This is a genomic window from Paenibacillus sp. MER TA 81-3 (assembly GCF_023713585.1).
Taxonomy (GTDB): Bacteria; Bacillota; Bacilli; order Paenibacillales; family Paenibacillaceae; genus Paenibacillus_B; species Paenibacillus_B profundus.
In genome coordinates this window covers 387,846-413,754 of sequence record NZ_JAMAWB010000002.1, presented here as the reverse complement: position 1 = coordinate 413,754, position 25,909 = coordinate 387,846, and the positions used below count along the sequence as shown (strand labels likewise).

Here is a 25,909-nt window from a genome sequence, read left to right as displayed (position 1 = left end):
CCATGAGAGGCTAATCCGCACGTTATGAACAATGACGCAGGGTTAGCCTTTCTGATTCGTACAACGCACAGAAAGGGACGAATGCCGCATGCCAAGCAAGATCGTGAGTGAGACGCTCGATTGTTCGCCCATACGTATCGTGATGAAGTTGCTGGATTGGTGCTGATCGATGACCGGCCCGAAGATGATGCCGGGAGGTAGCGCCAATATTTATTGATAATGATAACTATTATCAACTATAATAAAAATGGTTGCCCAATTGATGTACAGGCGGATCAAGACTGCCGAGGAGTTGATTGAACATGATGCGGTTACGCGAACAGCTTGTACTGTGGAATCAGGCATCCATTAAGGTGATGGATATTCGTCATATCACAATGAGAGCAAACGAGGAACTTCGCTCATATCCATTGCCAGCCAGCAGTTTCTTTTATACCGTGAACGGCAGCGCGAACATACAGCTGGATGACGTGATGCACCAGGCCAACCCATTTTATATCGTACATGGCGGAAAAGGCTGCTGCGTAGACATTTTTCCGACGGAAGAGGCTTTCGAATACTATCTTCTATACTATAAAGCGTCAATTTCGCCTCGTGTCCACCAGAGATTCGGCAAGATGCTGGAGCGAAGCAATCCATTTCTTATCCAGTATGGATTTGCGCCGGATCATCCTATTTCATTGCTGCGCAGTGTACAGCTCATGCATAAGGAGTGGGAGGAGAACGGGGAGCTGGAACAGTTCCACGTAAAGGCGCTGTTCCATCAATTTGTATACGAGCTGTTATGGCAAATTCACAGCCAGCATATACCGACACGAAAGGCTGATGTGGTGGCACAAGCAATCCAATATGTGCATAGGCATTATGCTGACCTCATTACGATGGAGAAGCTTGCAGCAATGTTGGACACCAGTCCGCGCCATCTATCCAGGTTGTTCAAGCAGCATACTGGCAGCAGCCCCGTGGATTACGTCATTCAGATTCGCATGGACAAGGCGAGGGAACTGCTCCTTTCAACAGGAGCGAACTTGCAGGAGATCGCAGAGAGTGTCGGGTATTCAGACAGTTATTATTTTGCGAAAATGTTCAAAAAACACGTGGGAGTCGCGCCAATCCGTTATCGCACGGAGAACAGAGGAAAGTCATGTCCGAATGTGCCATCGGCTGTGGCTCGATATGACATTGTGCAGCAGACAAGCCGCTATTATAGTGAATATGAGAATCATTATCATTATAAAACAGGGGGAAACCTATCTATGCATGACAGTCGAACATCTTCTGTGGCGGTCACTCTATTGCTCTGCCTTACTCTATTGCTTAGCGCTTGCTCGACAGGAACGACAGGGAGCACATCCTTGAACGGAAGCGCACAGTCTACACAAGCAGCATCGAATCACACTTCGGAAACACCAGTTGCCGGCAACGCAGATAACAAGCAATCAACAGGGACAGCAGAACAGCCCAAAACCAAAATTGTGTCCACCGTCAAAGGCGATGTAGAAGTGCCGGTTAATCCGAAGCGGGTTGTCGTCTTATATTTGCTTGGTGATGTGCTTGCTTTTGGCGTGGATCCTGTGGGTATCTCAGACGTGTATAAAGGGGCAGCATTTGAAAGTGAATTGGCAGGCATTCAATCATTGGGTGAATGGTTCCAGCCAAGTCCCGAGGCAGTGCTTGCGCTTAACCCAGACTTAATTATCGTTCCTTCCGAAGAAACCTATGCAATGCTCAATCAGATTGCGCCTACGGTTTATTTGCCCTATGAGCAAATGTCTTTAGAAGAACGATTGAAGAAGCTCGGAGAAGCCTTGGGCAAGGAAGGCGGGCAGTCACAGGCTTTGCTGGATAACTTCTACGCAAAGGTGGCACAGAGTAAGCAGAAGCTGAAGGAAGCCGGCATATTGGACAAGACGGTATCCATTATGGAAGGCGGCGCGGGCAACATGGCTGTCATCTCCAGCAAGCAATATGGTCGTGGGTCACAGATAATATATGAATACTTGGGGATGAAGGCTCCGGCAATTGTTCAGAAGGAAATAGACAAGAACGGTGAGAAACCAGCGACTGTGCTTCCTGCCTCTATGGAAGTATTGCATGGATTTTCCGGAGATTACATATTCCGCTCCGCGTATGAAGGAATGGAGGATCTTTCCGACAATAAAATTTGGAACAGCATACCGGCTGTGAAGGAAGGCCGACTTATCGACATAAGCTTCGGACTGTCCTACTATAATGACATTTATTCATTAGATAAGCAGCTAGATTACATTGTGAACAGTTTGCTGGAATCTGCTAAGGCTAAATAACAATCTAATCGGATATCGAGAGTAGGGCATCTGTCTTGCGCAGGTGCCCTTCACGCATTGCTGGCATATCGCAGGAGAAGAATGCGTGGAGAATTGAAATTTGGATGCGAGAGAGGAGATGATGCGTTGAACGTCAATGAACATATATGGCTATGGAACCTGCGTCGATTCATGTGCTTGACGTCCGCCATGTCATGATGGAACTTGGGGAGCAACTGCTGTCCTATCGCCTGCCGGCGAGTGCTTTCTTGTATGCGACGAAAGGAAGCGCGCAAGTATGGCTGGATGATGTTGTACATATGACGGAGCACTTTCATGTCTTTCATGGAGGCAAGGGGACATGTGTGGATATTGCCGCCGGAGAGAACTTTGAATATTACTTAATTCTATACAACGCAATGGTTCCTGTGATTGGCGGACGCGACATTGTACAGCTGCTGGAGAATGAGAGGCCATTTGATATCCAATATGAGTTCCCACCTCAGTACCCACTTGCCTTGCACGATTCGATCAGTCTGATGAATCAGGAATGGAAGCAGATGTTCAAGAGATAGGTCGCTTTTTTATTTTATTGATGAATATCGAATGGATACTCAGCACAAATAAATCGTTCTATTTTGTTATGAATAAGTGGATATGGGAATTTCTGCATGGAGTATCGGCTTATCGTAGCGGATAATGGGTACGGTTAAACCGATTAGCAAGGAGTCAGGCATATACATAAAAAGGAGAGGATATCCATCCGACATCGTTCTTTCATTGCAGGCTTGCTATTATGTTTGCTGTTCATTCCTATTTCATCATCAGCAGATGCCAGTGGGTTCGATGTACAGAAGCATTACTTAGACATTGCTTATTCCTTTAATGATGAGGGGTACACATTCAAGGCCAAGACGACTACCGTCGACTATACGACGGGACGGATGACAACCAAGGAAGAAGTCATCCCGGAACTGGCAGAGTGGGCCAAGCCAGGACACTTCTATGAGCTGCGGACAGATATAGAGAAAAAACCAGGCACGTATTTGATGTACGGGGTATTATACGAGCGTGACCAGCCAGATACGGAGCGGGTGTTGTTCTCTTATCAGTTTCAGACGCATGAATTTCGGGTGATTAAGCATCTAAAGAGCGGAGAAGGGACCTGGCTGCAACCGTTCATTAGTCAAGGCGTGTATGAAATTGTCCATCAGGATGAGAATGCATCGATCTATTCGCTTGCAACCGGAAAATATATAAATAAAGCTGTTGGAACTGTATCTGTATATAGTGGAGAGTTCTTGTACCTGCCGACCGTACAGTATGGCGATCTGCTTTTCTACGATAACAATCAAAAAAGTTACATACACCTAAGAACGGATGGTAAGCTCATTAAGTTGGAGCGGCCGAAACCTACGGATGAAAATGTTCAATATTCAAGGAAGGTTGGCAAGTCTACTTATCGCAGATATAAGAAAGGCTCCCAAGTCCGAGTGGAACTAGTTGCTCCTAGCGGTAAGGTAACGGTTCTCAACACGGTAAATCTGAACATTCGCAATAGCTGGCAATGGACTTACGAGATGTTCTCCCCGCAAGGGAAGTATGTAACCACGTATAAGATATTGAGCAAAGAATCTTCCCGCTTGGAAGTATTCGATACCGATACGGGCAAAAAAATAAACAGTATGGTATTTCAGACGCGGGCACGATTTTCAGATTCTTATTTGTATTGGCGGCGAACAGGCAGTGATCATATTGTGCAAAGCTCGATGAGTGCAGATTATTATTTTAATTTGAAAAATGGGGTCTACGTTCGGGAATCGAACAGCGGCACAAGCTCTAACTGGACATATTCCTCGTTTCCAGATTCCTTGATGGTAGAGGAAGATCCGATTGCGATCAAGTACAAAGACCAATTCGTCCAGTATACGGGACAAGGAACCTTTGTCAGTAAGAACAGTCAGGAATATGTGCCGGTGCGGACGTTAATGAAGACATTGGCAGGTACGGTAACGTCGAAGAATGGAGTGACGACGCTATCGTTCAATAAGAAAGAGCTTGCTTTGGACAAGAGTAAAATAATTACGTGGGATAGTCAAACCTATTATCCGCTCCGTGATATTACCAAGGCTTTTGGCTTGCAGATGAAATTTCGCAATTCACGAGCCAATTATGTCGCTAACGGATATCCGGAAATTGAAATCTACTAGCCTTCAGCTAGTGGAGGTTGATCGGCTCCCAAAAAGGTCAGAAGGACAGCGCTTTGCCGTCTTTCTGACTTTTTCAACAGACATTATTGGCAGCATAGCAGGGGAGCTACAGCGAGATCAGATTCCGGGACAGCTTGTTCAGCCGCTCGCAGCCGTTGTCCGTGATTACCACCATATCTTCGATCATGATCGAGCCAATACCGTGGCCGTAGTACGGCGTCTCCAGACAGATGACCATGCCCGGGAGAAAGACGGTATTCTCCGAAGGACTCAGGAACGGGGCTTCCTCGGCCGCGAGGCTTAGTCCTGCGCTGTGCCCCAGATGGCCCCGGTTGTAATTCGGGAGACCTGAGCGGCGGATCAAAGGCATCACTTCGTCGAACGCGCGCTTCATCGGCAGGCCTGGTTCGATTAGCTCCAGCAGCCGATCGTGTCCGGCCCGCAGCGCGCCGTAGATGCGCTTCACCGTGTCCGAAGGAGAGCCGAGCACGAAGGTCCGAGCAATATCTGAACCGTATCCGGCCACATCGACGCCGACATCGAATTTGATCAAGTCGCCTGGCTGACCCGGACGCGTATCGAAAATATGCGCAGGGGCGAAATGCGCGCCGACGGAAATCATGTGGAAGCGGGATGACGATCCGTCCGCATGAGTCAGCAAAGCGAGCCGGAAATGGTCGGCAATCTCGGCGGCCGAGCTGCCAGTCCGGATTCCTTTTATCGTTTCGGTGATGCCGATTTCGGCGTAAGCGCAGCTCTTGCGCAGTTGCTCGATTTCCCAATGCGTCTTGCGTGCGCGCAGCTCGGTCAGTATCGCGCTCGCTTCCGTCAGCTCAAGATCCGGTACAGCTTCGCGCAACGCATTCACGGCAGGATATCGCATGGAGCTCAGCTCCACAGCTGCCTTGCCGCTGCTAATTCCGTTTTCAGCCAGCACCTGCCGCAGGAGCCCGAACATCTCCTGCACTTGATGGTTTACAGGCCGCCGCCCCTCGTACTTGGCTCCGCTCAGCCCAAGCGGATCGTCTACGTCGACCCAGGTCGGATACGTTCGAAGCTCGCATTGGGGCAAATCTTCCGGTACGCCCGCGGCCTCAAACTCATTCATAATGATGACTGTCCGGCGGGTCGGGTCGCGAAACATAACAGCCAGCGCAACTTCGCTCATGCGCAATGTATACATGAACGTGCTGGGGTGGCCGGACAAGTAGTAGAAATTTTCGCAGCTTGATGCCACAAGAGCTTCTACATTTTCCTTCTCCATGATCGCTCGCGCCCGTGCCGCGACATTCTTCAAATGCTCTGCTTTGCCGTGAACCACACTGTCAACTCCTTCGAATCTTTCTCGTTATTCCGTTTCCGGTTCGCTCGCGAGCTGCCGCAAAAACTTGCGGGCCCGCTCCGTCTGCGGCTGAACGAAAAATTGGTCAGGCGAACCTTCTTCCTGGATTTTTCCGTCGCTCATAAAAATAATCCGATTCGCCACTTCCCGAGCAAACTTCATCTCGTGGGTGACGACGATCATCGTCATACCTTCCGTGGCAAGCTGCTTCATGACCGACAGCACTTCTCCCGTCAGTTCGGGATCCAGTGCGGATGTTGGCTCGTCGAACAGCATGATTTGCGGCTGCATGGCGAGAGCCCGGGCAATGGCTACCCGCTGCTGCTGGCCGCCAGACAGCCGGGAAGGATATTCATTCTTTTTGTTTAACAGTCCCACTTTGGCGAGCAGAGACTCTCCGGTTTCGACGGCCTGTGCTTTGCTATTCTTTTTTACAATCGTGGGGGCCATAATGACGTTCTCCAAGGCGGTCATATGCGGAAACAAATTAAACGACTGGAACACCATGCCGGTTAACGTCCGAATGTGCCGTACCGCTTCCTTCTTAGCGGATGCGTCCATCGAGGCGTTCCATGTTGCATCGCCTACCCGGATCGATCCAGCGTCAGGAACCTCCAGTCCATTCAAGCAGCGCAGCAGCGTGCTTTTTCCTGAACCGCTCGGTCCGGCCAAAACCACGATTTCTCCGGAACGAATATGCAGATCGATATCGCGGAACACGACCAGATCGCCGAAGCTTTTGCCAAGTTTGTTTACCTCAATCATGTCATTCACACGCCCTTAATATGCTTTTGACAACCGCGTTTCGATACGGTTCAGAATCGAAGAGAAGAACACGCTCATCATCCAGTACATGAGCGCAATGGCCACATAAAAAGGCATGGCGACATAATATTGCGCAATTAGCAGTTGCGCGGAGCGCAGCAGCTCGGTAACGGTAACGACGGACACGAGCGACGTCTCCTTCAGCATTCCGATAAACGTATTGCCGAGCGGCGGAATCGCCACGCGGGCCGCCTGCGGCAGCACAACCCGCCGCATCGTCTGCCACGGCGTCAATCCTAGGGATAGAGCGGCTTCCGTCTGCCCATTGGACACGGATAATATCGCGCCGCGGAACGTTTCGGACAAGTATGCGCTGATGTTGATACTAAGTGAAATAAAGGCCGCAGTGAGCGGCCCAAGCGTAATCCCGAAATCGGGCAGTCCGTAATAAATAATGAAGATTTGCACTAGGATCGGTGTTCCCCGAATGATGGAAACGTAACCTTTGGCCAAATTACGGACGAACCCATTTCCTTTCAAGCGGGCAATGGCGACGATCATCCCGATGAGGAGTCCGAAGAACATGGAAACGATGGTGATCAAGAGTGTGTAGTACGCACCCGTCAATAGAAATTGAAAGTTTTGTGTAACGAGTTCCATTTCCTGTACCCTCCCGGTTCGTATGAATTAAAAGTTCGGATCCACGCCAAACCATTTTTGGAAAATCTCTTTAAATGTGCCGTCGGATTTCATCTCGGTGAGCGCTTTATTGATTGCATCGAGAAGCTCCGGATTGTTTTTGCGGATCGCGATTCCGGCGAAATCCTCTTTGATCGGCTCTCCGACCGCCTTGACGTCGAAGTGATTTTTCTCGATCAGCGGCTTGATGGCGAATACGTTATTAATGGTCGCGTCGATGCGGCCGACGTTCAAATCTTGCAGGGACGTGATGACATCGTTATACGTGGCGACTTCGAACGTACCGACTTTCGGCATCGCGACGTCACGCAAATATTTCTCATCGTTCGTGCCGAGCCCGACGCCAATCTTTTTGTCTTTGAAATCTTCAAGTTTCTCGATCGTCGTATTATCGCTTTTGACGAGGACATTCACGGCGTTTTTCACGTAAGGCGTCGAGAAATCCATCTTTTGCTTGCGATCCTCTGTAATCGTTACTTGGCTGACAAGCGCATCGTATTTATCCTTCTGCAGTCCTTCGATTAGCCCGGAGAATTCGCCGGTGATGAACTCCACTTCCACGCCGAGGCGTTTCGCCACTGCTTTAGCGACATCCGCATCGAAGCCGTCGACCTCGTGCTTGTCGTTTAGGAAGTTGTACGGGGCATAGGTGCCCATGAGCCCAACTCTGATTTTTCCGGCCTTCTTGATTTGCTCGAGCGCATTTGCGGCGTTCGCATCTTGGGCCGCCTTGCTTCCGCATGCAGCGAGTGCGATAGATAGAACAGTGAGCAGCAAAGCGGCTTTGACGAATTTTTGCAGTTTGACAGACATGATGATAGCCTCCATTATTGTACGACCTCTTATGGGGTCTTCATATAAGTAAAATGGGTTATCCGAGCAACCCCCGGAATTCGAACTTAGCGGTTTCTTCGGCTATTTCAGATGGGGAATAGACGGACTTATAATCAACCTCGTGCATCGGTCCGAACAACCATTTGGATAGCACGCCCGTAATTAAGCAGACAAGGATGCTGGCCCGAAGAGACAGATCATTCGTATGGGGAAGCATCCCTAGCTCCATAGCCCGCTGAATGTTGTTCTTGAACGCTCCTTCGAACGCAATCCACGTTTGCGAGACAGCTTCCCGCACTGGAGGGTCGGCACCCTGGCCTTTCATGAGCAGCAAAGCCATCAGATCCCGGTCCCGGTCGGCGAATGTGAACAAATCCGTGAGCAGCCGTGCGGACGAACTGACCATATCGTCTACCGTGCCTGCATGCTTGCGGTAGCCTTGCTCAATCACCTTAATCAGTTTCTCTTTTCCGTCTTCGATTAATTCCAGCACGAGCTGTTCTTTGCTTTGAAAATACCAGTAGAACGTTCCTTGCGACACTCCTGCGGCTTTGACCACATCGGATATTTTAGTGCTGTGATATCCCTTGCAGGCAAATATCTTCAGAGCGGCGCCCATCAGTTGATGACGGCGATCCTGATCTTGCTTTGGTGCGGCAGCCAGCTTCCATCGCCCCTCTCACTTAACTGACGAGTCAGTTAATGATAATTCCGATGGGATTACTATATTTTAAAGTTATCTTTGTGTCAAGCTATATTTTTTAAAGTGTTGTTGTTTTCATAGTTTGGTGATTGTTGTATAATGGAAATGTGCGTAGGGAACTAATGTTCGCAAATTCGGTATAGTAAATGGTGAACATAACAGATAGGGTTAATTCGTTGGTCACCACGCCTTTAAAATTGGACCTGCAGCAAAAGAACATCACTAGCGTGACAACGAACCGCAAGTCCAATAGATGAATCGCCGGATTCACTCCTTTTGAACGAACGATAAATCGGTACATGTTTTAGTAGCTTCGTTCGCAGGACTCATCGAAAACAACGCTAGAATTGGTATTATTAAATACATATCGGCATCACCAGTTGAAACTCTGCTCTGACCAAGAGACTTCCCTAAGAAAGGCGGTTCGAACATGTATATTGTATCTCAACAGTTGACTCCCGTTCCGTCCGGTTTGATCCGTCAAGTCGAGCAAGACATGCGGGTTGCTTTTCCCGATGGCTATAGCTGCTTTCTCCAAGAATACGGCGAAGGCACGTACAGAGGCTGGTTCAATATACAATCGCCCGACCCTGAAGTATTGCGGCCGTTTGCCGAATATGGTCTGTGGGAGCATGATGGGACAAGCCCGATAACACAGGAACAGATTCGTCAATGCGTGGTCATCGGGACAACGATTGACGGCGATTTTCTTGCTGTGCATCCGCAGGTGGAGGGGATGGTGTGGCTGCCGAGACATTCTGAGACAATTGGAGTCATACCGTCTAGGGCTGGTTCCTATACGGACACGTTGGACCGAATCTATCAAGAGACGTTCGGCGATGCAGAGTCTGTCCCGGCTTATTTTGAACCATGGAATGATACGAAAAAACATGCCTTTTTTCTGTTCACTCTCGAGAACGACAGCAGCCTGACCTTGCGTGAACTGGGCAAACTTTGCCGGGACTTTTTCAAACCGGATCTGCTGATCGAAAATGAAAACATAGGCAAGGTCTTCATACGGGAACTGGGTGGCTACATTCGATTGAATTATGCCTACGGCCGGGAAGTTGCGGTCTTCTATGAAGAGGAAGCGGCCGAGCGGTTCCGGGAGATCGCTCATTTTCTGCTGCAAAATCATTGCCGCACCGCTCAATGGTGAGCTTACGAGGCCTCAAGGGGGGAAGCGCTTATCTATGATGCATACTGAACTGGAAATCACGAATATGATCTTCCGCACGCTCCGGCAAACGTCTATTTACGATGACTCCTATGGGAAAATGGTAACTCAGCCTTTTCAGCGTGACTATTATGGCGATCTTAGCCCTTGCGTGCGGATCGGAGAACACGCGTACGAGCTTGTTATGTATGAGAGAGGCGTGCAGATGTTAAGCAAAACTACGAAAAATGTGGATGACGTGCTCTATTGGATTTTGGAAGAGACTCTGAACACGATCGCCCATGTGAAGCTGTTGCGCAAATCTAAGGCGGACAATGTGAATACCCGCTTAACATACACCAAGGATATTGTTAATGAGCTGACAACCATGGTCAATCAGGCATTTCATGACATTGGCGGTATCTACGAGGAGTGGCACAAGGATGGCAGACGGAATCAGTTGGAATCGAACCGTCCATTGTGAAGCCGGAAAAGCACACGGTATGCTGAGATCCGAAGTGAGGGAGTTATGATGAAAGTGGAGTCGCTAGATTATTTACTAGACACAATACACGGAGACCTTTTCTTTGAAAGAATATTTTCATCGAACTTAGATTGGGACGAGCTGTTAGATAGACGCGACGCAGGTGAATTCGATGAGAACTGGACCGTGAACAATGAATTATTAAAAACAGTCGACGTCAAAATGTTTCCCGACTCCGAAATTGACCGTCTGCGGGAATTCGTATTTAAGAAAGTCTTCGCTATCACGCAGAACTCCGAGCTGGCGGGCTACGTTTCAGATGATTTCGGTTTGATTGGAGAGGCTGTGCAAAGAAATGCCTTCCGTCCTTGGGTTAGAGGGTTGATGAATCATTATATAGAAGGAAAATTTCCGACATCTTCGAGAGAAGACGAGGATGGAACCCATGAATAGAGGTGGCATAATGGACCAAGAGCTCTTGAATCAGCTCGAAAATATCGATTTTACCCATTTCTGGGACGATTCTGATTACGCGCTAGAGGAATATGTTGACGAACCGCCGACAGATGAGCTCATTGCTACTATCGAGGAGGAACTCGGCTACAAGCTGCCGGCGTCTTATATTGCGATGATGAAGATACATAATGGCGGGATTCCGGTGAATACCTGCTTCCCGACAGACGAAGCAATCTCCTGGTCAAAGGAATATATTTCTATTACAGGGATTATGGGAATTGGAAGAGAGAACGGGAGGCTATGCGCCAGCTTTTATTACCGATTGGCTGGATGCTCGATTGCAGCAAGGCCAGATTACGGACAGCGACGGCATACTGCGGTTTACAGCATCAGCAGCGCAACAATTGATCGGCCGACTGAATGCCGTTGTTGTGGCTGATGTGGGTGATAGCATCTGATAGGCGGAACACGTGAAGAGCGGCAGCTTGGATCGGAGGGCGTAACTTATCGCATTCATTGACGATGGAGCGTGGCTAACACCCTTCGCACAGTGTTCTGATTATCCTATTCATACATAAAACGTTTCTGCAATCGAATACGGTCAAATTGATCTACGGATGTCAATGGTACATGCTTGCCGATGCGAACCATCAGGCAGTTCGCTGGATGGGAACCTATTTTCGAGTCGTCGGTCTCCAATGTGAAATTACATTCCCAATCGTGCCAAGTATGATGTAATGTAGTCTCCGAAATCGGATAGAAGGGGATGACTGCTTCATCGTTCCAGACAAAAAAAATTGATCCTCATTTCGATCTACGGTGGCTTTACAGCCGTATCCTTCGTACGTCCCCATATAATTAGAATAAATTCTCTCATCGAGAGTATAGGATTGCGGACGAGGTGGAACAGATATTTGCTCCCCAAACAGTATCCCTGTTAATGACTCAGTAAGTTTGAACACGGGAACAAAATCATAATTCGTCAACATAATTACGGTAGTGTGGTCATCTGGGTATCTGTGCATTTCGCTGCGGAAGCCACGATACGCCCCGCCTTGAAATACCCTTCTGCGATCATAACGTTTATCAAGAAACCACCCAAAGCCGTAATTAAAAACATTGGATTGAAGGAAAAGGTCCATCGTCGTTTTCGATACTAATTTTTCAGAGTACAAAGCTTGATCCCATTTGTACAAATCGTCGACTGTTGAATACATGGCCCCTGCAGAGAAGCTGGAACTCATATCCATGTACTCGTACTGGATGAAATCTTCCCAATTGGAATAATACGGCGAACTCATTTTGTTAATTACCTTTTTGTTGTTGTCGATTCCGGTGTTCTCCATCCCGAGAGGTCTTAATATATTGTCGTTTACATAGCTTTCAAAAGTCACGTAGGTAATATTCTCAATGATCATACCGAGCAATTAATAGCATGATTATTATACGCAAAAGAGGTTACTGTTTGTACTTCAACTAAAGGGGCAGTTTAATTGAAAAGAGTATCTAAAAAACTATAATATATTTTTTAAATTAAAACGGATTGGAGGAATTAAAAATGAGTGGTATTGTAAAAACTCCTCAACCCCCCTATTATGCGGTGATATTTACTTCACAGCGAACTGATGGTGACAAAGGTTATGGAAAAACGGCTGAAAAAATGGAAGAATTAGCTTCTCAACAGAAAGGTTTTTTAGGTGTAGAAAGTGCTCGTGACAATGAATTGGGAATTACAGTTTCATATTGGGATTCTTTAGAGGCAATAAAGAATTGGAAAGAAAATTCAGCCCATAAAGTTGCACAATAAAAAGGTAAAGCAGAGTGGTATACGAACTACTCAGTGAGGATTGCTAAAGTAGAGAGAGCTTACTCTTTTGAAACGTAATTTTATCTTAAGCTAACGGGTAGCTTTACTTAAATATTCGAAAGTCGAAGTAGTTAAAATATAATAGGCTTGGTTCTACTGAAAAAGAACCAAGCCTATTTTTTATTTCGGTGTAAATCAACTTTAAAGTTTAACAGAGCCATTCTATTAAACACAAAAACACCGGCATCAGCCGGTGCAGCTTGTTGAGTGAGTTTCCGTTTCTGTCTATGTCGACTTAAAGAGCTTGGGGGCTTTCATCAAAATGTCGCCCGAATATCATCCAACAGATAGCGCTGGCTCAATTTCTCCAATCGCGCGAACTCTTCCTCCAGTTGACTTTTCAGTTTACTGTCAGGCACATATTGGGGCGAAATGCAGTTTGCTCAAGGCAGAGCTAGCGGCATCGGTTCCCGCGATCTGGCCCGCAACTCTGTCAGTCAAATACTCGGCTCGTTGGCTCTCATCCCAGACCGCAGCGCCCAGAAAGTAATACAGGATGAAAATGAGATTAGCCAGCTGCAGTTGGGCATAACGAATCGGAGTGGAGAGCGGTCCGAGCTTTTCGTCCTCTTCGCAGCATGGAAGCACAAACTCGTACCAAGAAGCTATAATATACATCGCAGACCCGATAAACCATGTACGGGTAACATCCTTATGCGCATGATGAGCGGTCTCGTGGGCGAGTATCGCGATCTTTTCAGACAGATTCAACGCGGAAAATAAAGGAACCCCAATCCCGATGACCTTGGTTCTGCGTCGGTTGAACTTTATGAAATACGCATTAAATGAATTATCCATTCGAATCACGTCGATGGGCGGCGCTTGAACGGCTGCAGCAATGTCGTCCAGCAGACGGTACAGTCTTTGCTCCAGGTAAAGGGGTACGTGATCCGATCGGCTTGCAAATTCTCCTCAAGCAATTGATGTGACTTTTTGATACCCATGCGGAAGTTAATCCGATCAAAGAGGGCGAGCGAAGATACATGCCTCCAATTCGGATCGATGTTCCAATTGCATTCCTCGCACCAGGTTACGTACCCCGGAACGACTTCCATTCGGTGCTCGCATTAGGGACAGGATTCCGTCGTATGGTTTGTCATTTTTCCACTCCATAATGATGAATTAATAGAAGCATGCTGTTCCCTTATTATTTATCGGTAAAAGACACCAAATTGTGAGTTGCTTGGAAAATGGAAGAAAATTGACCTAAAGGCTGATCATCATTTTTTGTTTGTCGCAAACTTGAGAAAATTTCAGAAATAATATTTTTATATGGTATAATATACCTAAATGTATATTGGACATAGTACTAGAGAGTGAAATAGCAGTAGTGCTAATAAAGGCATGGCGGAGGATCCGAAGATGCTAGAAACAAACCATAAGCGTGAATTTATGAAAATAATTTATTACCTACTATGTAAATTGTTTTTATTTGGCGTTCTGTTGGCGGAAATTGTACTTGGGTGCAAAGGAATTGTTTTCAGTTTTTATAGCAGCTCCATTGATAATCAAAAGGAAGCCTGGTTCTGGATTATTGGCTCGTTGTATCTTCTCATCATTGCGACTTGCATAGTTAAAAGGAAAAGAGAGCTATGGAGAAAGACTAGTATCATAATTAAGAGCGGGAGATTTGATCTCCTAATTGTTTTTGCTGCTGGCGTGCTCTCCATGTTCTTCATAGGCGGCATAGGAATAGAGGCTTTTCAAAATTGGGTTGTAGCGCTGCCTTGGTCGAATATAGCAGTGTTGTTTTCACTTCCCCTTGTTTTCTTTGTGGCGATAACTATGAGAGAGCGGCAGATGAATCGGATGACAAAGAATTATAGTGATTCGCTCTTCATGAGTGATAAGGAAGGACAAAGCAAAGATGATGACGCGTTTGAATTTTTCGAAACGGCCGTGAGATTTGCTGACAGAGTATATAACCAAGGTTCGCCGGAAAGCTTAGTTTTTGGAATTGATGCGCCATGGGGAACAGGGAAATCGACCTTTGTCAATCTGTGCAAAGAACATTGGGAAAAACACTATAACAACAAAATTATCGTGTACACATTCGATCCGCTTAGATTTGAAAACAGCGATAACCTATTGGAGAAATTTACGGATGGTCTATTGAAGGTGATTAAAGAGAATTTTTTCGCCCCGGAACTGGAATTCCTTTTGGAAAAGTATGTAAAGTTATTAAATGATTCGAAGTTATCATTGTCAATTATGGGATTTCGATTAGGGTTACCTTTCGACAAGTCCTCCATCGACAAGACATTTGAGAGATTAGGAATGGTCCTGAGTAGCATAGATAAAAAAATCGTGATTGTTGTGGATGATTTAGACCGCTTAACCTTTGCAAATATAAAAGAGATGCTGTTCGTTATTAAAAAATCCTTTATTTTACCTAATTTATCTTATGTGCTCTGTTATGACACAGAGAATCTTACTACACTCGAGCATCAAAAATTAGATACGGAAAAAATTAATGAGTTTTTAGAAAAATTTATCAACATAAAAACGGGCTTGTATTTAGATCATAAATTACTATTAAAATATTTTACTGAAAACAAAGATAAATCATTAGCCAGAAACCTGCTAAGCAATCCTGAATTGGTAGCCAAAGCAGTAGAGGGGCTCAAGGATATATTTCATTCCAAAGAATATTATTTGTACATTCCTTTTATAGGTGATGCAAGAAAACTAAAAAGACTCATTAATACAATTCTCTTACTTGAAGTTGAACAGTTGGATTTTTCGAACTCGGATTTTGATAAGCATGATCTGATTCATTTATTAATCATCTACATCAACTACCCTAATATTTTCAGAAAAATATACAATACTGAGGCACAGGGGAAACGAGGATTTTTTTCACTTATTCGAATCTATGATGATGACTATCCAACAGACGATGGCTCACATGGCAAAGAAGATGTCTATAAAAATTCCACAAAATATACGGCATATTTAAAAAGTCTGACTGAAAATCAAAGGTTTATTTTAAATAAGGTTTTTGATGCCAAGCAAAGACTGGGAGCTGCGACGAATATTTCTCAGGAGCAGTTCACTACCTATGCTTGTTTTAATGGATCAAAGTGGAGTTCCGACGGCAGGAATCTTGAACAGTACTTAAATCTAATCATCAAAGCATCCCGCCCAATCCACACGCAGCAGTATAAATTTTATGTCAATTTAAAAAATGAAATGTTAAATGAAACAACCATTACTGAGGTGTTCAAACGGAAAGAGTTTTCATTCACAAGCGGAGAGGCGAATAAGGAACAAATTTGGCGAATCTTAGTGAATTCACCGCACAGTGAATATACGCCAGAAAAAGCAAAAGCGATTATTTCATATGCCCTGGATTCTTTACCGCAATATTCAAGTCTTGAAATCCAAAAAATTGATGTTGGGCTTCGAAGCTTTACGCTTATTTTTTTCATTGCGAAATTATTAGATAAAATTGGTTGGGAAGACGAAGGAAGACAACATTGGAATAACAGTGACAAAAATGTCGTTCAAATTGCTGAATGGATTTTTGGTGAAAATCAACATAGACATAATGGAATATTGGAGAACCTGGCTAAAGAAGAAAGAGGTCTTCTTGGCCTCCACGATTTATTAGTATTCCGCTTATGCTGTTGCGCGGACAGAGGCGGGGATATGTTTAATTTGTCAAGGGCATTGTCTACACACGGCGGGCAAAATAATCCTACTGAAGGCAGTGTCAGTGACATCGTTATTGCAGAAATGCGTGAAATCTCTCAATATATATTCCAGGGATTCAAAAAAAGATATATTGACAAAAAAATCAATATTTTTGATGGAATTATGGGGCTTGCTACAGAAGAGATTTGTGGCCAATCTTACGGATATATTAAATCACAGATAACTAATAGTGAGTTAAATAGTAAAGTTCAAGGATTGAAATCGAAATTGCTAGCCTTTATTATCTATCAACTTGGGAGCACGATATATAGCAGCGGCATACCTTGTGGTTACTATGATATTAATGGTGAGAAAGACGGGCATGGCATCAATAAGTCTATCAATAATTACCTTTTTAACACTTGTTTTAATCCGAAGTTAAATGAAAAAGCCTTTGATCATTTTTTGTATTATCTTTTTATAAATTTTGAAACTACATTCGGTCATACCAAGCAGCGTGTGCCTCGCCTTGAAGGGTTTTTGAAGGTCCTTGATAAAGAGCATCTGAAAGATTATTGGAGAGAGCATGGGGAAAGGATTAAAGGAAGGGAAGGGAATTGGGAAGATAAGTTTATCATTGGTGAATACGAAGCTTCCTATACCCGCGATTTAGAAGATATTTATAAAGTATTGGATGAATTATTACAGCAGGTTGAAAGACTGCCAAATGATAATGAAATATAATTACTCTACTTACATATTCCAAGATATGTATTGAAAACGCACTGAATTGACGATAAGTTAGAACTATTGGCCCTTCAGTTGCAACTGTCGAAGTCGAGAGAGGAGCTGCAAGCGATGAGCGAAGAGAGAGAAGAATGGTCAGATTTGGATGATGAGAAAGTTGAGGACCCTGCACATTTCCTGCTGCACCGCGGGATGAGGGGGATTTTTGAGGCGGAGGAGATTGTGGAGGGAGATCGTATCGTTATTCCGGAATGGGAACTCACGATTCGTCCTCATGTGGCAAGCTGGACAGATCAGTCCGTTATGCTTCAGTTTCAATTGAGTTCTCCGAAATGGGATCGCGATATATTTGAAACCTCGGCAGGCATTGGCAACAGCTTAAAAAATGCTCTTGGCATGGCCATCGGCGGATTTGCCTTTTCATTAATGGAGGGTATCGCATCAATGGAGCAAGATAGGGAACCTGACCAGCTCCACACGACATACGGGGACACTGTACATAATTGGAAGGTTTATAAAAGTAATATCGTTGGTCTGGGCGAGTCATCAGACGAGATGCGTGAAACCCCATATTGGGAAGCGCTCAAGGATGAGATTGCGAAGCGGGTTGGCAACCAGAAGCTTTGTTATATTAAAATCTATGGCGCGAAAAATGGTGACGATATTACCGGCGAATGCCGCATTAATGATATTCCAAGCCCTGAGCTGGGCAATATTGTAGCAGAAATGGCAAGCAAGTGGCAGGTAGAAGAATTTGCCTCACAAAAGCAATTTATTTTCTTGCAGCAGTCTGAGGAGACGTACACACCGTATCCATATGAAGGCGGGCACATTGCTGCTGCTACTCGGACAGCTGTTCACATGTTCATGGAGTGTGACACGCAGGAGCGGTATGACGAATTTCCGGAGAGATTAGCTGAGCGCTTGCAGGATACTAACTTAGCGGAGGAGCTGTATTCTTTTTTACCTGAAATTTGTGCAGAGCATGCCTTCGAGAAGCTTACATATACCGAGGAAATGTCGATGCTTAAGGGCGAGGAGTCCTTTCGTATTTATCGGACTCAGCTTGCCAGCTATTATCTAATTTATGATGCTTTGTTTGAGGGCTTTCGTACGGATCAATTTGATGATGAGGTGTATAAGCAATACATCGGTGTCAGTTCAATATACAGTGTTATTTGCAATGCCAGAGAGCAGGGAGCGGATTTGGAGGAAAATGGCGGCGTGCTGACGCTTTCCTTTGCGATGTCAGACCATTATCAGTTTAGATGAACAAGGGATGCGCGCGCATCCATCATGATAGAAACTTCTGTCTTCGGTAATGGCAGGAGTTTTTTTCATGGAAATAAAGGTTGAAGCGGGTATAAAGTTGAGCACGGATAAAGCCGATAAAATCGTAGCATCTCGACGAAGAAGCAAGCATACCGCGCACAAAGGGGGTCAAACGGACAATAGCCCGCTAACCCCCTTTTGCCATATAAACTTATGAAATTAAACCAGCATGCCGCAGCCCTTGGCGGATTCCGCCCTCATCTACGGAAGAGGTGATGTAATCAGCATAAGGCAACAGTTGTGGATGAGAGTTGCCCATCGCGATTCCAAGCCCCACTTGCTGGAGCATCTCCATGTCATTGAGTCCGTCGCCAAATGCGACGGCATTCTCTGGAGTCAGGTTCAATCGTCGCAACATGGCTTCTATTCCGATGGCTTTGGAGCCGCCTTTTATCGTTACGTCCATCGCTTTTGGATGCCAGCGTATCAATCGAAGGTCGTCGAACACATGGTCATACAAATGCTCATCTTGCGCTTCGCAATGGAGGAACGCTTGATAGATATCTGTTTTACTCCAGAACTCAGGATCAAATCCAGGCTGCTCAACTCGAAGGGAATCTATAGATTCCACTACAAATGGATGAGATTCGGAATTAGCATAAAACTGCTCATTGCCTTCAAACACAAGGGGATGATGGTTGCGGCTTGCATATTCAACAAGCTTCTCTACACTGCCGCGCGGAAGAGGGCGTTGATATAGAGGTTCCCCCTTATAAACTACATAGGCTCCATTTAAGCTAACAAAAGATTCAATATGAAGCAGCTCGGTAAGCGGCTTAAAGAAGTAAGGGGCACGTCCCGTTGCGATCACAGGTTCAATCCCGTTTTCTTTAAGCTCAGCGATCGCCTCGATTGTGTCTTGCGGCACTCGTTTCTCATCATTGACAAGTGTGCCGTCGATATCAAAAAATACAACGTTATAACTCATGTCAGGTCTCTGCTCCAATCTCTGTCTATGTCGATGCTGTCATGCTTCCAGTGTAACATTGATTTGGGTCAGCAATAAATAGCTTAGTGTGAACAATGTATACCAAAGCTCAGTTTAGTACTATTCATAAGATATTTATAGAAGGAGCAGGGGGATAACGGCGATATGAAGGTAAACCAATTATCCATGCAAGCGAATGAATTCATTCAGCAATGTGATAGAAGAACAACGATCACAGACAAAGAAATAGTAAAAGAATGGCTCAAGCAGAATGGGATTCCTGTCTTCCAGGCTTTACTGGATTTTCAGGAGAAGTATGGAGGGATTAACTATTCCTTTGGAGGAAAGCTGAACCACAGTTGCACATTAGATGTAATGAGGCATCCTGCAACGGGCTGCGGCATGCCCAAGGTCTTCAAATATAAGGACCAATATATGGTGGAATGTCTCCATTTTATCTATGAAGGCGTCCATAAAAGCGGCTATATGGACCGTGCCGGAAAATTGTATTATCTAAACTCAGAGAACCCTTATCCTTTCGTGAACAATATACAGGAATTGTTGGAGAAGCATGCGATGTATTACCGTTTATTACAGAAGCAAAAACAATGGGTGGTAAGAGAACTTTATGAGTCCGATGTTACTGCATGGCTCTCCAATACGGAGCAGAAACCTATCCCTCTGTTAGAGGCAAGTCAGGAAGATTCCACGTGGTGGCAAAGTCACGATGGCAAATTATTTGTATCTATTCATCGTGTTACGGGATCACGTTTTGCAGCTAAAGCGTATGCTGCGGATGCTGCTGTTTTGCAGCAGCATGGTCTTTCCAGCAATTTGTCACTCCAGGGATTCCCTTTTTCCTGCTATTATGACCCGGAGAAAGAAACCGTTGAAATGGAGAATACGAAGGAAATCTATTGCTTCAATCAGCGATTATACAGAACCTGTAATTATTCCAGAGTTACTATTCAACAGGTGAAGGAAATCAAGGAGGTGCCTTTGTATCTATCGGGGCAAAAGGATATTCACGTCAAAAATCACGTGGAAGAGTTTTTGCTGAAGCTTCCAAATCTTGTACTCCCTACAGATGATTATGATCCTTCCCTGATTGAGTTTGCTAGGCAGAGCGGGGATGAAATGATATTAAAGCTAATCTCTTATTTAGCTGATATGAAGCATCCGGACGACAGAAATAGAAGAACACCGGCAGAACATAACCTGGATCGATTGTTATACCAAGAATATTTACGGCGTATGTCTTTAGTGGTGGAAGGGCAACCGGTAAAAGTAAACCCATTATTTTTTTACCCTTATCATATAGCAAGAGCTCCGGAAGTGTTCGATATAGAAAATGATTATTTCGTAATAAAAAGAATGAGGCATTCCTATGTACGATCCATTAGCAAGTTGGCGTTTTTTTATATGAAGTGTGCGCAGCAAGGAAATGAAGCTGCTTCTCAAGCTTATCGCGTATATGAACCGCTGCTGCTGTTGTATTGTCTAGGAGGTTATATTCTCAAGGAGCATGGTTTTATTGAGGTGGGCGGCGGGGCATTTCATCAGCACAGTTGGCAGCTACTCATTGGCAAAGAGCCCATTGACATTTATCGGAGGGCCACTGAAGCTTGGGAACAGCGGAATTGGGAGCACGCGATAGCTCAAATTCAACGGATCAAATGGGCAGAGAAGAACGTCGCTCAGTCCCGTGTAAGCGATGAGACGTGGAATGTGGCGTTTGCTCGCATAGAACGTAAATTAGGGATCGATCCTTCCGAGTTTGCATTTCGGTCCGTTGATGAACAGCAGCTTGTATCCAAGCTTTTTGCAGCTTGCCCTGAATTACGCAGAGTACAAGGCACCCTTGCTCACTGGATTTGTGACAGCTATCTTCAATGGGCGGTATTGCTGGATCGGAAGCACCCTGTTGCGATGAAGTATCCATGCTTGTATGAACCGTTCATTGAACTGCTGCGTGATGAGATTCAGACAGAGGCGTGGGAAGAACAGACGATGCTGTTGATTGCATTGCTGGAGCAGGAATCTATATTAAATTATGCGGATGCCTTACGGGGTAACGACCATTAAAATTCTACATTACGATTGGAGTACTGGCGATAGGATTGGACTATCAGTTTGTTGTGGTGATGAAGGAGAAAAATCGTGCTGCGTTATGGATATTGCTCATTTCGGGATTCCGTCTCGATTCACCGCTGGTTTATTGGACTGAGCCAGACAGCGGATGCGGTTGTATGCTAATCGAACCGTGCATTTTGAGGGAGTTGAAAAAGGAACAAGAAACAAGAAATATGGATGAAAGTTTGGAATCATAGGAGGGGAAAGTGTGGGTCAGCGAGCGAATTTGATTCTAGTTAGAAATGGAAGTTATGAGTTGTACTATAGTCATTGGTGTGCCAATACGTTACCAAGGGATTTATTCTGGGGACCGGAGGAAACCCTTTCTTTTATTGAGGGACAGCAGCCTGCAGAGGGATGGCTTGATGACAGATGGGCAGAAGGCGGAGTAATTATGGATATGGACCATCAGGTATTACTCTGGTATGGCGGAGAGGATATCATGTATGATATTCCGCTTAGGCGGCAATTGTTTGCATTAATGCAGCCTTTATGGAGTGGTTGGGAACTAAGATGGGCCAAGGCGGGAATTGTTGATATGGCAATGTATTTACATTATCCGCTGGAGCACGTCAGATCGCTTGAATATACTACGGAATTAACATCATTAATCGAACCAGAGCCCAAAGATGGATTCATTCGCATAATTGCCAGCATCGTATTTCCTAATGGGGAAGTGCGGATATTCCCGCTAAGCGGAACATTTGATGAATATTTATTAGCAGGTCCATCCTCATTTATTCAGGCTATAAGCCCGGCATCGGGGCAGCCAGAGCTTCGTGTGGCGGAATGGAGTGAGGACTTCCCGGATCAGGGATTCCATTTGGATACGAGATGTAGAAGCTTGGATATATGGTATGCAGGTGATGATTCTGACATCATTACGCATGTGAAAAAGTGCTGGCCAGACTGGACAGTCACGGATTTGGCTGATCAATATGAGGTACAAAGCGTTCTAACTGGAAACGCTGTTATTTTTTCTCCACAATCTCAAAGTAAGCTTATCAGTCAGTTACAGGAAATGCTGCTCTACTCTGCTTCAAGCAGTCCTGTAAATAGTATCAAGCTTTTTGCGGATTATTATGAAAAAGCGGGCAGGGAGGTTGAGGTAAACCCGCTGGCTTTGATTGATCATCCGCAGGGGGTGGCCTTTAACACACGCGAGGACAAATTTAAATTTGCGCTATCCCAAGCAATGCTTAATCAGGATTGTGATGAAGCTTTAAACTATAATGCAACCGGTTCATTTCATGATACAGTGAGGATATTTGCAAAATATGCTGAAAAGGATTGGCTGTCATCCTCATCACAGCAAAGCTGGCTGATGCATATGCAGGCATTTTTTCTATATATGGAAGCCCTTCTTTACATTGGACAGGTGCAGGATGTAGAAAAAACACAATTGGATTTATACAAAAAAATGCATACAGAGGGAACCAAACGTTTTGGATATATCAATTCTTCGTCTGTGTTACTTCAACTGGTAGAGGGAAGTTTGCTGCTATTTCAGCCTCATTGCAATACCGAACAAGTCATGCGAACATTGGGGCCATTGCTGGAACGGGAGCAATTGAAGCCCGAGCATAAGTTTAAAATAACCTATTATATGGCATTGGCTAATATTCAGGATGGTAATTTTGTGGATGCAAAAGCCAAGCTGGCAGAGGGAATGGAGACGAAGGAGCCTTTTTGGATTCGTAAATTGCAAAAACTTAACGATAGTATAGAAGAATACGAAAATCCACAGTCCGTATTATTGAAGGGTAAGAAGGGGAAGCGTCCTTTATTTGTGGAGCTGGCTCGTGGTGAGCAATGGGTCGGAGCTACCTCTTTAAGTCCAGATGGCTCATTAACTGCTGTAATGTATATGGATGGATGGTTAAAATTGTTCAGAACTGCCGATGGGGATGAAATCGCTGCTTTTTCCGATAGTGTCTCTCTTTTTCAAGAGGAGAAGGCCACGAATATGAGTCTTGTGTTTAGTCCTGATGGTCATTTTTTGGCAGTGGGATTAGGTGTAGGCATTGTGAAAATATATGATGTACAGAAGCTTACGTTGCATGCAGAGCATTTGCACCCGGGACTTGATTGGGAGCAATTAGAGCGAAACGCTTATTATCATGAATATACATATGTGCAGTTTAGTATAACTGGAAAATATATGGTTATTGTCCCTACTGCTGAGGATTATGACCCGCAAGGGGATGACGGCTATCCAATTCCTTTGTATTACGGTACCTTTTACGTGATCGACTTCAGCACTGGAGAGGTTGTATTGGAGCATAGCTATAAAGAACGAAAAATTGGGGCTATTATGTTTAGTCCGGATGAGCGGTTGATTGCAGTTGGAATGTTTGGTAAAGAAGTCGTTGTGTGGGATATACAATGCCAGAAAACAATAGTAGAACGCGATGATTTCGTCTGGCTAGGGCTTGCAGATTGTATAGGCATGACTCAAACCTTAGCATTTACCGTGCATAGTGACAAACTGGTATATGCCTCTAAAAACGCTAAACTAACGGTGGTCGATTTCCTAGGTGAAGGCTGGAGCCATTCGGTTGCCTTTGAGCATAATTATGTTACTTGTGCTCTTTATGTGGACTCCAAAGATTACATTATTGCCGCTAAATATGCCCATTATAAACCTGTGATCATTACCAGATGGAAAATAGGTGACCCGAAGGAAGAGGTCTTGTTTATTGGCAGTCCCTATGTCGTTAAGGAGTTTTTTGTGGATGAAGCTCACGATGAACTATGGATAAGCAGCACGTCTACTGCAGAGCTTCGAAAATACAGCACTGGAGAGCTGGTTCGTAAATGGACTCCATATTCCTGGTGGTATTCCTATGGTGTGATCTATAATTCAATTTCTGTCAGCAGCCAAGCCGGTATGGTAGCAATAAGCTATCAAGAGGGGATTCGGATAGGGCGTTCGCGTAATTTTTAAGTATGAAGCTCACATCGTGTTCTAAAGTGATTTGTGATAGATCAAAAGACTTGGAGGGAACCTGTGTCTTGACAATGGGGAGCATTACAAGTGGAGTTGAAGGGGCGAGCGTCGTCTTAGGTGAAGTTGGTGGCAATTGGAGAGTGTTTGGAGAAGGTTAGTCAGTGATTGGAATAGTTGTAAGATAGATTATTTTGGTGAAGAACTAGTGGTCTTTTTAATTCATAAAAATGGGGAAATAAGCTTTCTCTGACAGGAAAAATAACAATTAAAACAGAAACGGGATAAAGCAGAAGTAGCGACTGCTTTATCCCGTTTTTATTTTTTGAGTTTCTCTAGGAAAGTAACCGTTTTAATCAACTCACATTTGGACAGCCTCGAATTCAATGAAATAATTGCTGTTTAAGATTTTTGCATTGTCAGATACATACCATAAATTGTCGCCATTTTCGCTTTTCGTTTTTAGATCAATGACTATTATTGAACCGTCCTTTTTCTCCCAATATTGTTTTGCCTCTAGACCGTCTTTACTGAGCATTAGAGCAGGCATGTAATCTCCAACATCAAGATTTTTTCGTCTTTCTTCGCTGTAATATGCAGCTAAAAAGGACGACTTTTCTTGTTTGGATAATTTAGACAAAAAGGAATCGTCGGTAGCTTCTAGATGATTTAGAACTGTATAAGAATCAACCGTTAAAGTTGTAGCACTGCTATTCGTTAGACTAATGATCTGATCTAACCCTTTTTTCCATGATTTCTCTAGCGTATCTTGAATAAATTGTACTTCCGATTGTTCCTCGGGAGATTCCGTTGGAAACAGGTCTGCGAATGTAACTGTTCGGAACAGATCTGTATATGCAGTACTTGCATACACACTTGTTCCTGATGCAGCTAACAATACCCCAATTACGATGGCGATACTCTTTTTGTTAAATTTCATGTATAGTTCGCTCCTTAAGATTTAGTATAAGATTCTCTGCCTGCATCTGTATCATCAGAGTTTGATCTTAAATACTCAATTCTTGAAGACCAATCCATAATGTATCTTCCAGAATCACTATGATAACATGACGTAATATTTGCCGCTACCCCAGTAATACAAATTGATTTTGAAAGTTATATTGGTTATTCAGTACGAAACGAATCAATTACAATGTGGGATGAATACGAAGAGTTCATTGGTAAGATTTTCAGAATATACTCAAGGTCAAGATACTTAGACTTTATAAGTCAAGGAACATTTGCATCAGAAGACTATCCAGGACCTTACAAACACTACGGTGTTTCCTGTTTCGATCATATTGTTGATGTGATTTCGATTGATGAACCTGTCGTGCAAGAAATAAAAAGAGACTGATATTTATGTGACAAATGAAGGTGCGAGC

21 protein-coding genes and 3 pseudogenes are annotated in these 25,909 nt (G+C 44.6%); 12 read left to right on the top strand and 12 right to left on the bottom strand.

Annotation, left to right across the window (positions count from 1 at the left end):
- Positions 1-42: 42 nt before the first annotated feature.
- Positions 43-207, bottom strand: a complete 165-nt coding sequence (locus M3650_RS04260; protein WP_251572639.1) for a hypothetical protein — start codon at positions 205-207, stop codon at positions 43-45.
- 95 nt (positions 208-302) lie between these two features.
- Between M3650_RS04260 and M3650_RS04255 the strand changes: the two genes are divergently transcribed.
- The 3 genes from M3650_RS04255 to M3650_RS04245 all read left to right on the top strand — a co-directional run bounded on the left by M3650_RS04255 (position 303) and on the right by M3650_RS04245 (position 4,495).
- Positions 303-2,306, top strand: a complete 2,004-nt coding sequence (locus tag M3650_RS04255; RefSeq protein WP_251572637.1) for an AraC family transcriptional regulator — start codon at positions 303-305, stop codon at positions 2,304-2,306.
- A gap of 146 nt (positions 2,307-2,452) precedes the next feature.
- Positions 2,453-2,860, top strand: a complete 408-nt coding sequence (locus tag M3650_RS04250) for a hypothetical protein (protein WP_251572634.1) — start codon at positions 2,453-2,455, stop codon at positions 2,858-2,860.
- Between the two features lie 213 nt (positions 2,861-3,073).
- Positions 3,074-4,495, top strand: coding sequence for a copper amine oxidase N-terminal domain-containing protein (locus M3650_RS04245; protein WP_251572632.1), 1,422 nt, complete (start codon positions 3,074-3,076; stop codon positions 4,493-4,495).
- Positions 4,496-4,601: 106 nt separating this feature from the next.
- On the opposite strand, the gene M3650_RS04240 is transcribed toward M3650_RS04245, so the two are convergent.
- Genes M3650_RS04240 through M3650_RS04220 form a run of 5 tightly spaced genes read right to left on the bottom strand, consistent with a single transcriptional unit; the run spans position 4,602 to position 8,754 of the window.
- On the bottom strand, positions 4,602-5,816 hold the full coding sequence (locus M3650_RS04240; RefSeq protein WP_251572630.1) for a M24 family metallopeptidase: 1,215 nt from the start codon (positions 5,814-5,816) through the stop codon (positions 4,602-4,604).
- A gap of 27 nt (positions 5,817-5,843) precedes the next feature.
- The gene (locus M3650_RS04235) at positions 5,844-6,602 is read right to left on the bottom strand and encodes an amino acid ABC transporter ATP-binding protein (RefSeq protein ID WP_251572628.1); all 759 of its coding nucleotides are present in this window, start codon (positions 6,600-6,602) and stop codon (positions 5,844-5,846) included.
- Positions 6,603-6,617: 15 nt separating this feature from the next.
- Positions 6,618-7,262: an amino acid ABC transporter permease gene (locus M3650_RS04230; protein WP_251572626.1), complete on the bottom strand. Its 645-nt coding sequence runs from the start codon at positions 7,260-7,262 to the stop codon at positions 6,618-6,620.
- 27 nt (positions 7,263-7,289) lie between these two features.
- A complete protein-coding gene (locus M3650_RS04225) occupies positions 7,290-8,114 on the bottom strand; it encodes a transporter substrate-binding domain-containing protein (RefSeq protein WP_251572624.1) in 825 nt (274 codons plus the stop codon).
- Positions 8,115-8,172: 58 nt separating this feature from the next.
- Positions 8,173-8,754 (bottom strand): TetR/AcrR family transcriptional regulator, encoded by a 582-nt coding sequence (locus M3650_RS04220; RefSeq protein ID WP_251572622.1) that lies wholly within the window; start codon positions 8,752-8,754, stop codon positions 8,173-8,175.
- 514 nt (positions 8,755-9,268) lie between these two features.
- On the opposite strand from M3650_RS04220, the gene M3650_RS04215 reads away from it, so the two are divergent.
- The 4 genes and pseudogenes from M3650_RS04215 to M3650_RS04200 all read left to right on the top strand — a co-directional run.
- Positions 9,269-9,997 carry an SMI1/KNR4 family protein gene (locus M3650_RS04215; protein WP_251572620.1) on the top strand — a complete coding sequence of 243 codons (729 nt, stop codon included), beginning with the start codon at positions 9,269-9,271 and terminating at the stop codon, positions 9,995-9,997.
- Positions 9,998-10,031: 34 nt separating this feature from the next.
- The gene (locus tag M3650_RS04210) at positions 10,032-10,478 is read left to right on the top strand and encodes an Imm63 family immunity protein (protein ID WP_251572618.1); all 447 of its coding nucleotides are present in this window, start codon (positions 10,032-10,034) and stop codon (positions 10,476-10,478) included.
- Between the two features lie 48 nt (positions 10,479-10,526).
- On the top strand, positions 10,527-10,931 hold the full coding sequence (locus M3650_RS04205) for a hypothetical protein (RefSeq protein ID WP_251572615.1): 405 nt from the start codon (positions 10,527-10,529) through the stop codon (positions 10,929-10,931).
- A 10-nt stretch (positions 10,932-10,941) separates the two neighbouring features.
- Positions 10,942-11,223 (top strand): annotated as a pseudogene (locus tag M3650_RS04200) (SMI1/KNR4 family protein); the annotation flags it as partial.
- A gap of 275 nt (positions 11,224-11,498) precedes the next feature.
- Here M3650_RS04200 and M3650_RS04195 read toward each other — a convergent pair.
- A pseudogene (locus tag M3650_RS04195) lies at positions 11,499-11,627 on the bottom strand (N-acetyltransferase); the annotation flags it as partial.
- Positions 11,609-12,352 carry a serine hydrolase domain-containing protein gene (locus M3650_RS32495; protein ID WP_369011085.1) on the bottom strand — a complete coding sequence of 248 codons (744 nt, stop codon included), beginning with the start codon at positions 12,350-12,352 and terminating at the stop codon, positions 11,609-11,611. The pseudogene M3650_RS04195 and the gene M3650_RS32495, both read right to left, overlap by 19 nt.
- A gap of 140 nt (positions 12,353-12,492) precedes the next feature.
- Here M3650_RS32495 and M3650_RS04190 point away from each other — a divergent pair.
- Positions 12,493-12,819: pseudogene (locus M3650_RS04190) on the top strand (antibiotic biosynthesis monooxygenase family protein).
- A gap of 333 nt (positions 12,820-13,152) precedes the next feature.
- On the opposite strand, the gene M3650_RS04185 reads toward M3650_RS04190, so the two are convergent.
- Both M3650_RS04185 and M3650_RS04180 read right to left on the bottom strand, forming a co-directional pair.
- Positions 13,153-13,614 carry a M48 family metallopeptidase gene (locus tag M3650_RS04185; RefSeq protein WP_369011090.1) on the bottom strand — a complete coding sequence of 154 codons (462 nt, stop codon included), beginning with the start codon at positions 13,612-13,614 and terminating at the stop codon, positions 13,153-13,155.
- A complete protein-coding gene (locus M3650_RS04180; protein WP_251572611.1) occupies positions 13,605-13,856 on the bottom strand; it encodes a hypothetical protein in 252 nt (83 codons plus the stop codon). The genes M3650_RS04185 and M3650_RS04180 overlap by 10 nt, the downstream gene beginning before the upstream one ends.
- 307 nt (positions 13,857-14,163) lie before the next feature.
- On the opposite strand from M3650_RS04180, the gene M3650_RS04175 reads away from it, so the two are divergent.
- Both M3650_RS04175 and M3650_RS04170 read left to right on the top strand, forming a co-directional pair.
- On the top strand, positions 14,164-17,181 hold the full coding sequence (locus M3650_RS04175) for a KAP family P-loop NTPase fold protein (protein WP_251572609.1): 3,018 nt from the start codon (positions 14,164-14,166) through the stop codon (positions 17,179-17,181).
- 114 nt (positions 17,182-17,295) lie between these two features.
- Positions 17,296-18,456 (top strand): DUF6348 family protein, encoded by a 1,161-nt coding sequence (locus tag M3650_RS04170; protein ID WP_251572607.1) that lies wholly within the window; start codon positions 17,296-17,298, stop codon positions 18,454-18,456.
- Positions 18,457-18,667: 211 nt separating this feature from the next.
- On the opposite strand, the gene M3650_RS04165 is transcribed toward M3650_RS04170, so the two are convergent.
- Complete coding sequence (locus M3650_RS04165) at positions 18,668-19,444, bottom strand: Cof-type HAD-IIB family hydrolase (RefSeq protein ID WP_251572605.1); 777 nt, start codon at positions 19,442-19,444, stop codon at positions 18,668-18,670.
- Positions 19,445-19,609: 165 nt separating this feature from the next.
- Here M3650_RS04165 and M3650_RS04160 point away from each other — a divergent pair, with 165 nt between their 5' ends.
- Together M3650_RS04160 and M3650_RS32230 are read left to right on the top strand one after the other, a co-directional pair.
- On the top strand, positions 19,610-21,529 hold the full coding sequence (locus M3650_RS04160; RefSeq protein ID WP_251572603.1) for a hypothetical protein: 1,920 nt from the start codon (positions 19,610-19,612) through the stop codon (positions 21,527-21,529).
- 256 nt (positions 21,530-21,785) lie between these two features.
- Positions 21,786-24,524: a WD40 repeat domain-containing protein gene (locus tag M3650_RS32230; RefSeq protein WP_251572601.1), complete on the top strand. Its 2,739-nt coding sequence runs from the start codon at positions 21,786-21,788 to the stop codon at positions 24,522-24,524.
- Positions 24,525-24,885: 361 nt separating this feature from the next.
- On the opposite strand, the gene M3650_RS04150 is transcribed toward M3650_RS32230, so the two are convergent.
- On the bottom strand, positions 24,886-25,464 hold the full coding sequence (locus M3650_RS04150) for a hypothetical protein (protein WP_251572599.1): 579 nt from the start codon (positions 25,462-25,464) through the stop codon (positions 24,886-24,888).
- Positions 25,465-25,909 lie beyond the last annotated feature (445 nt).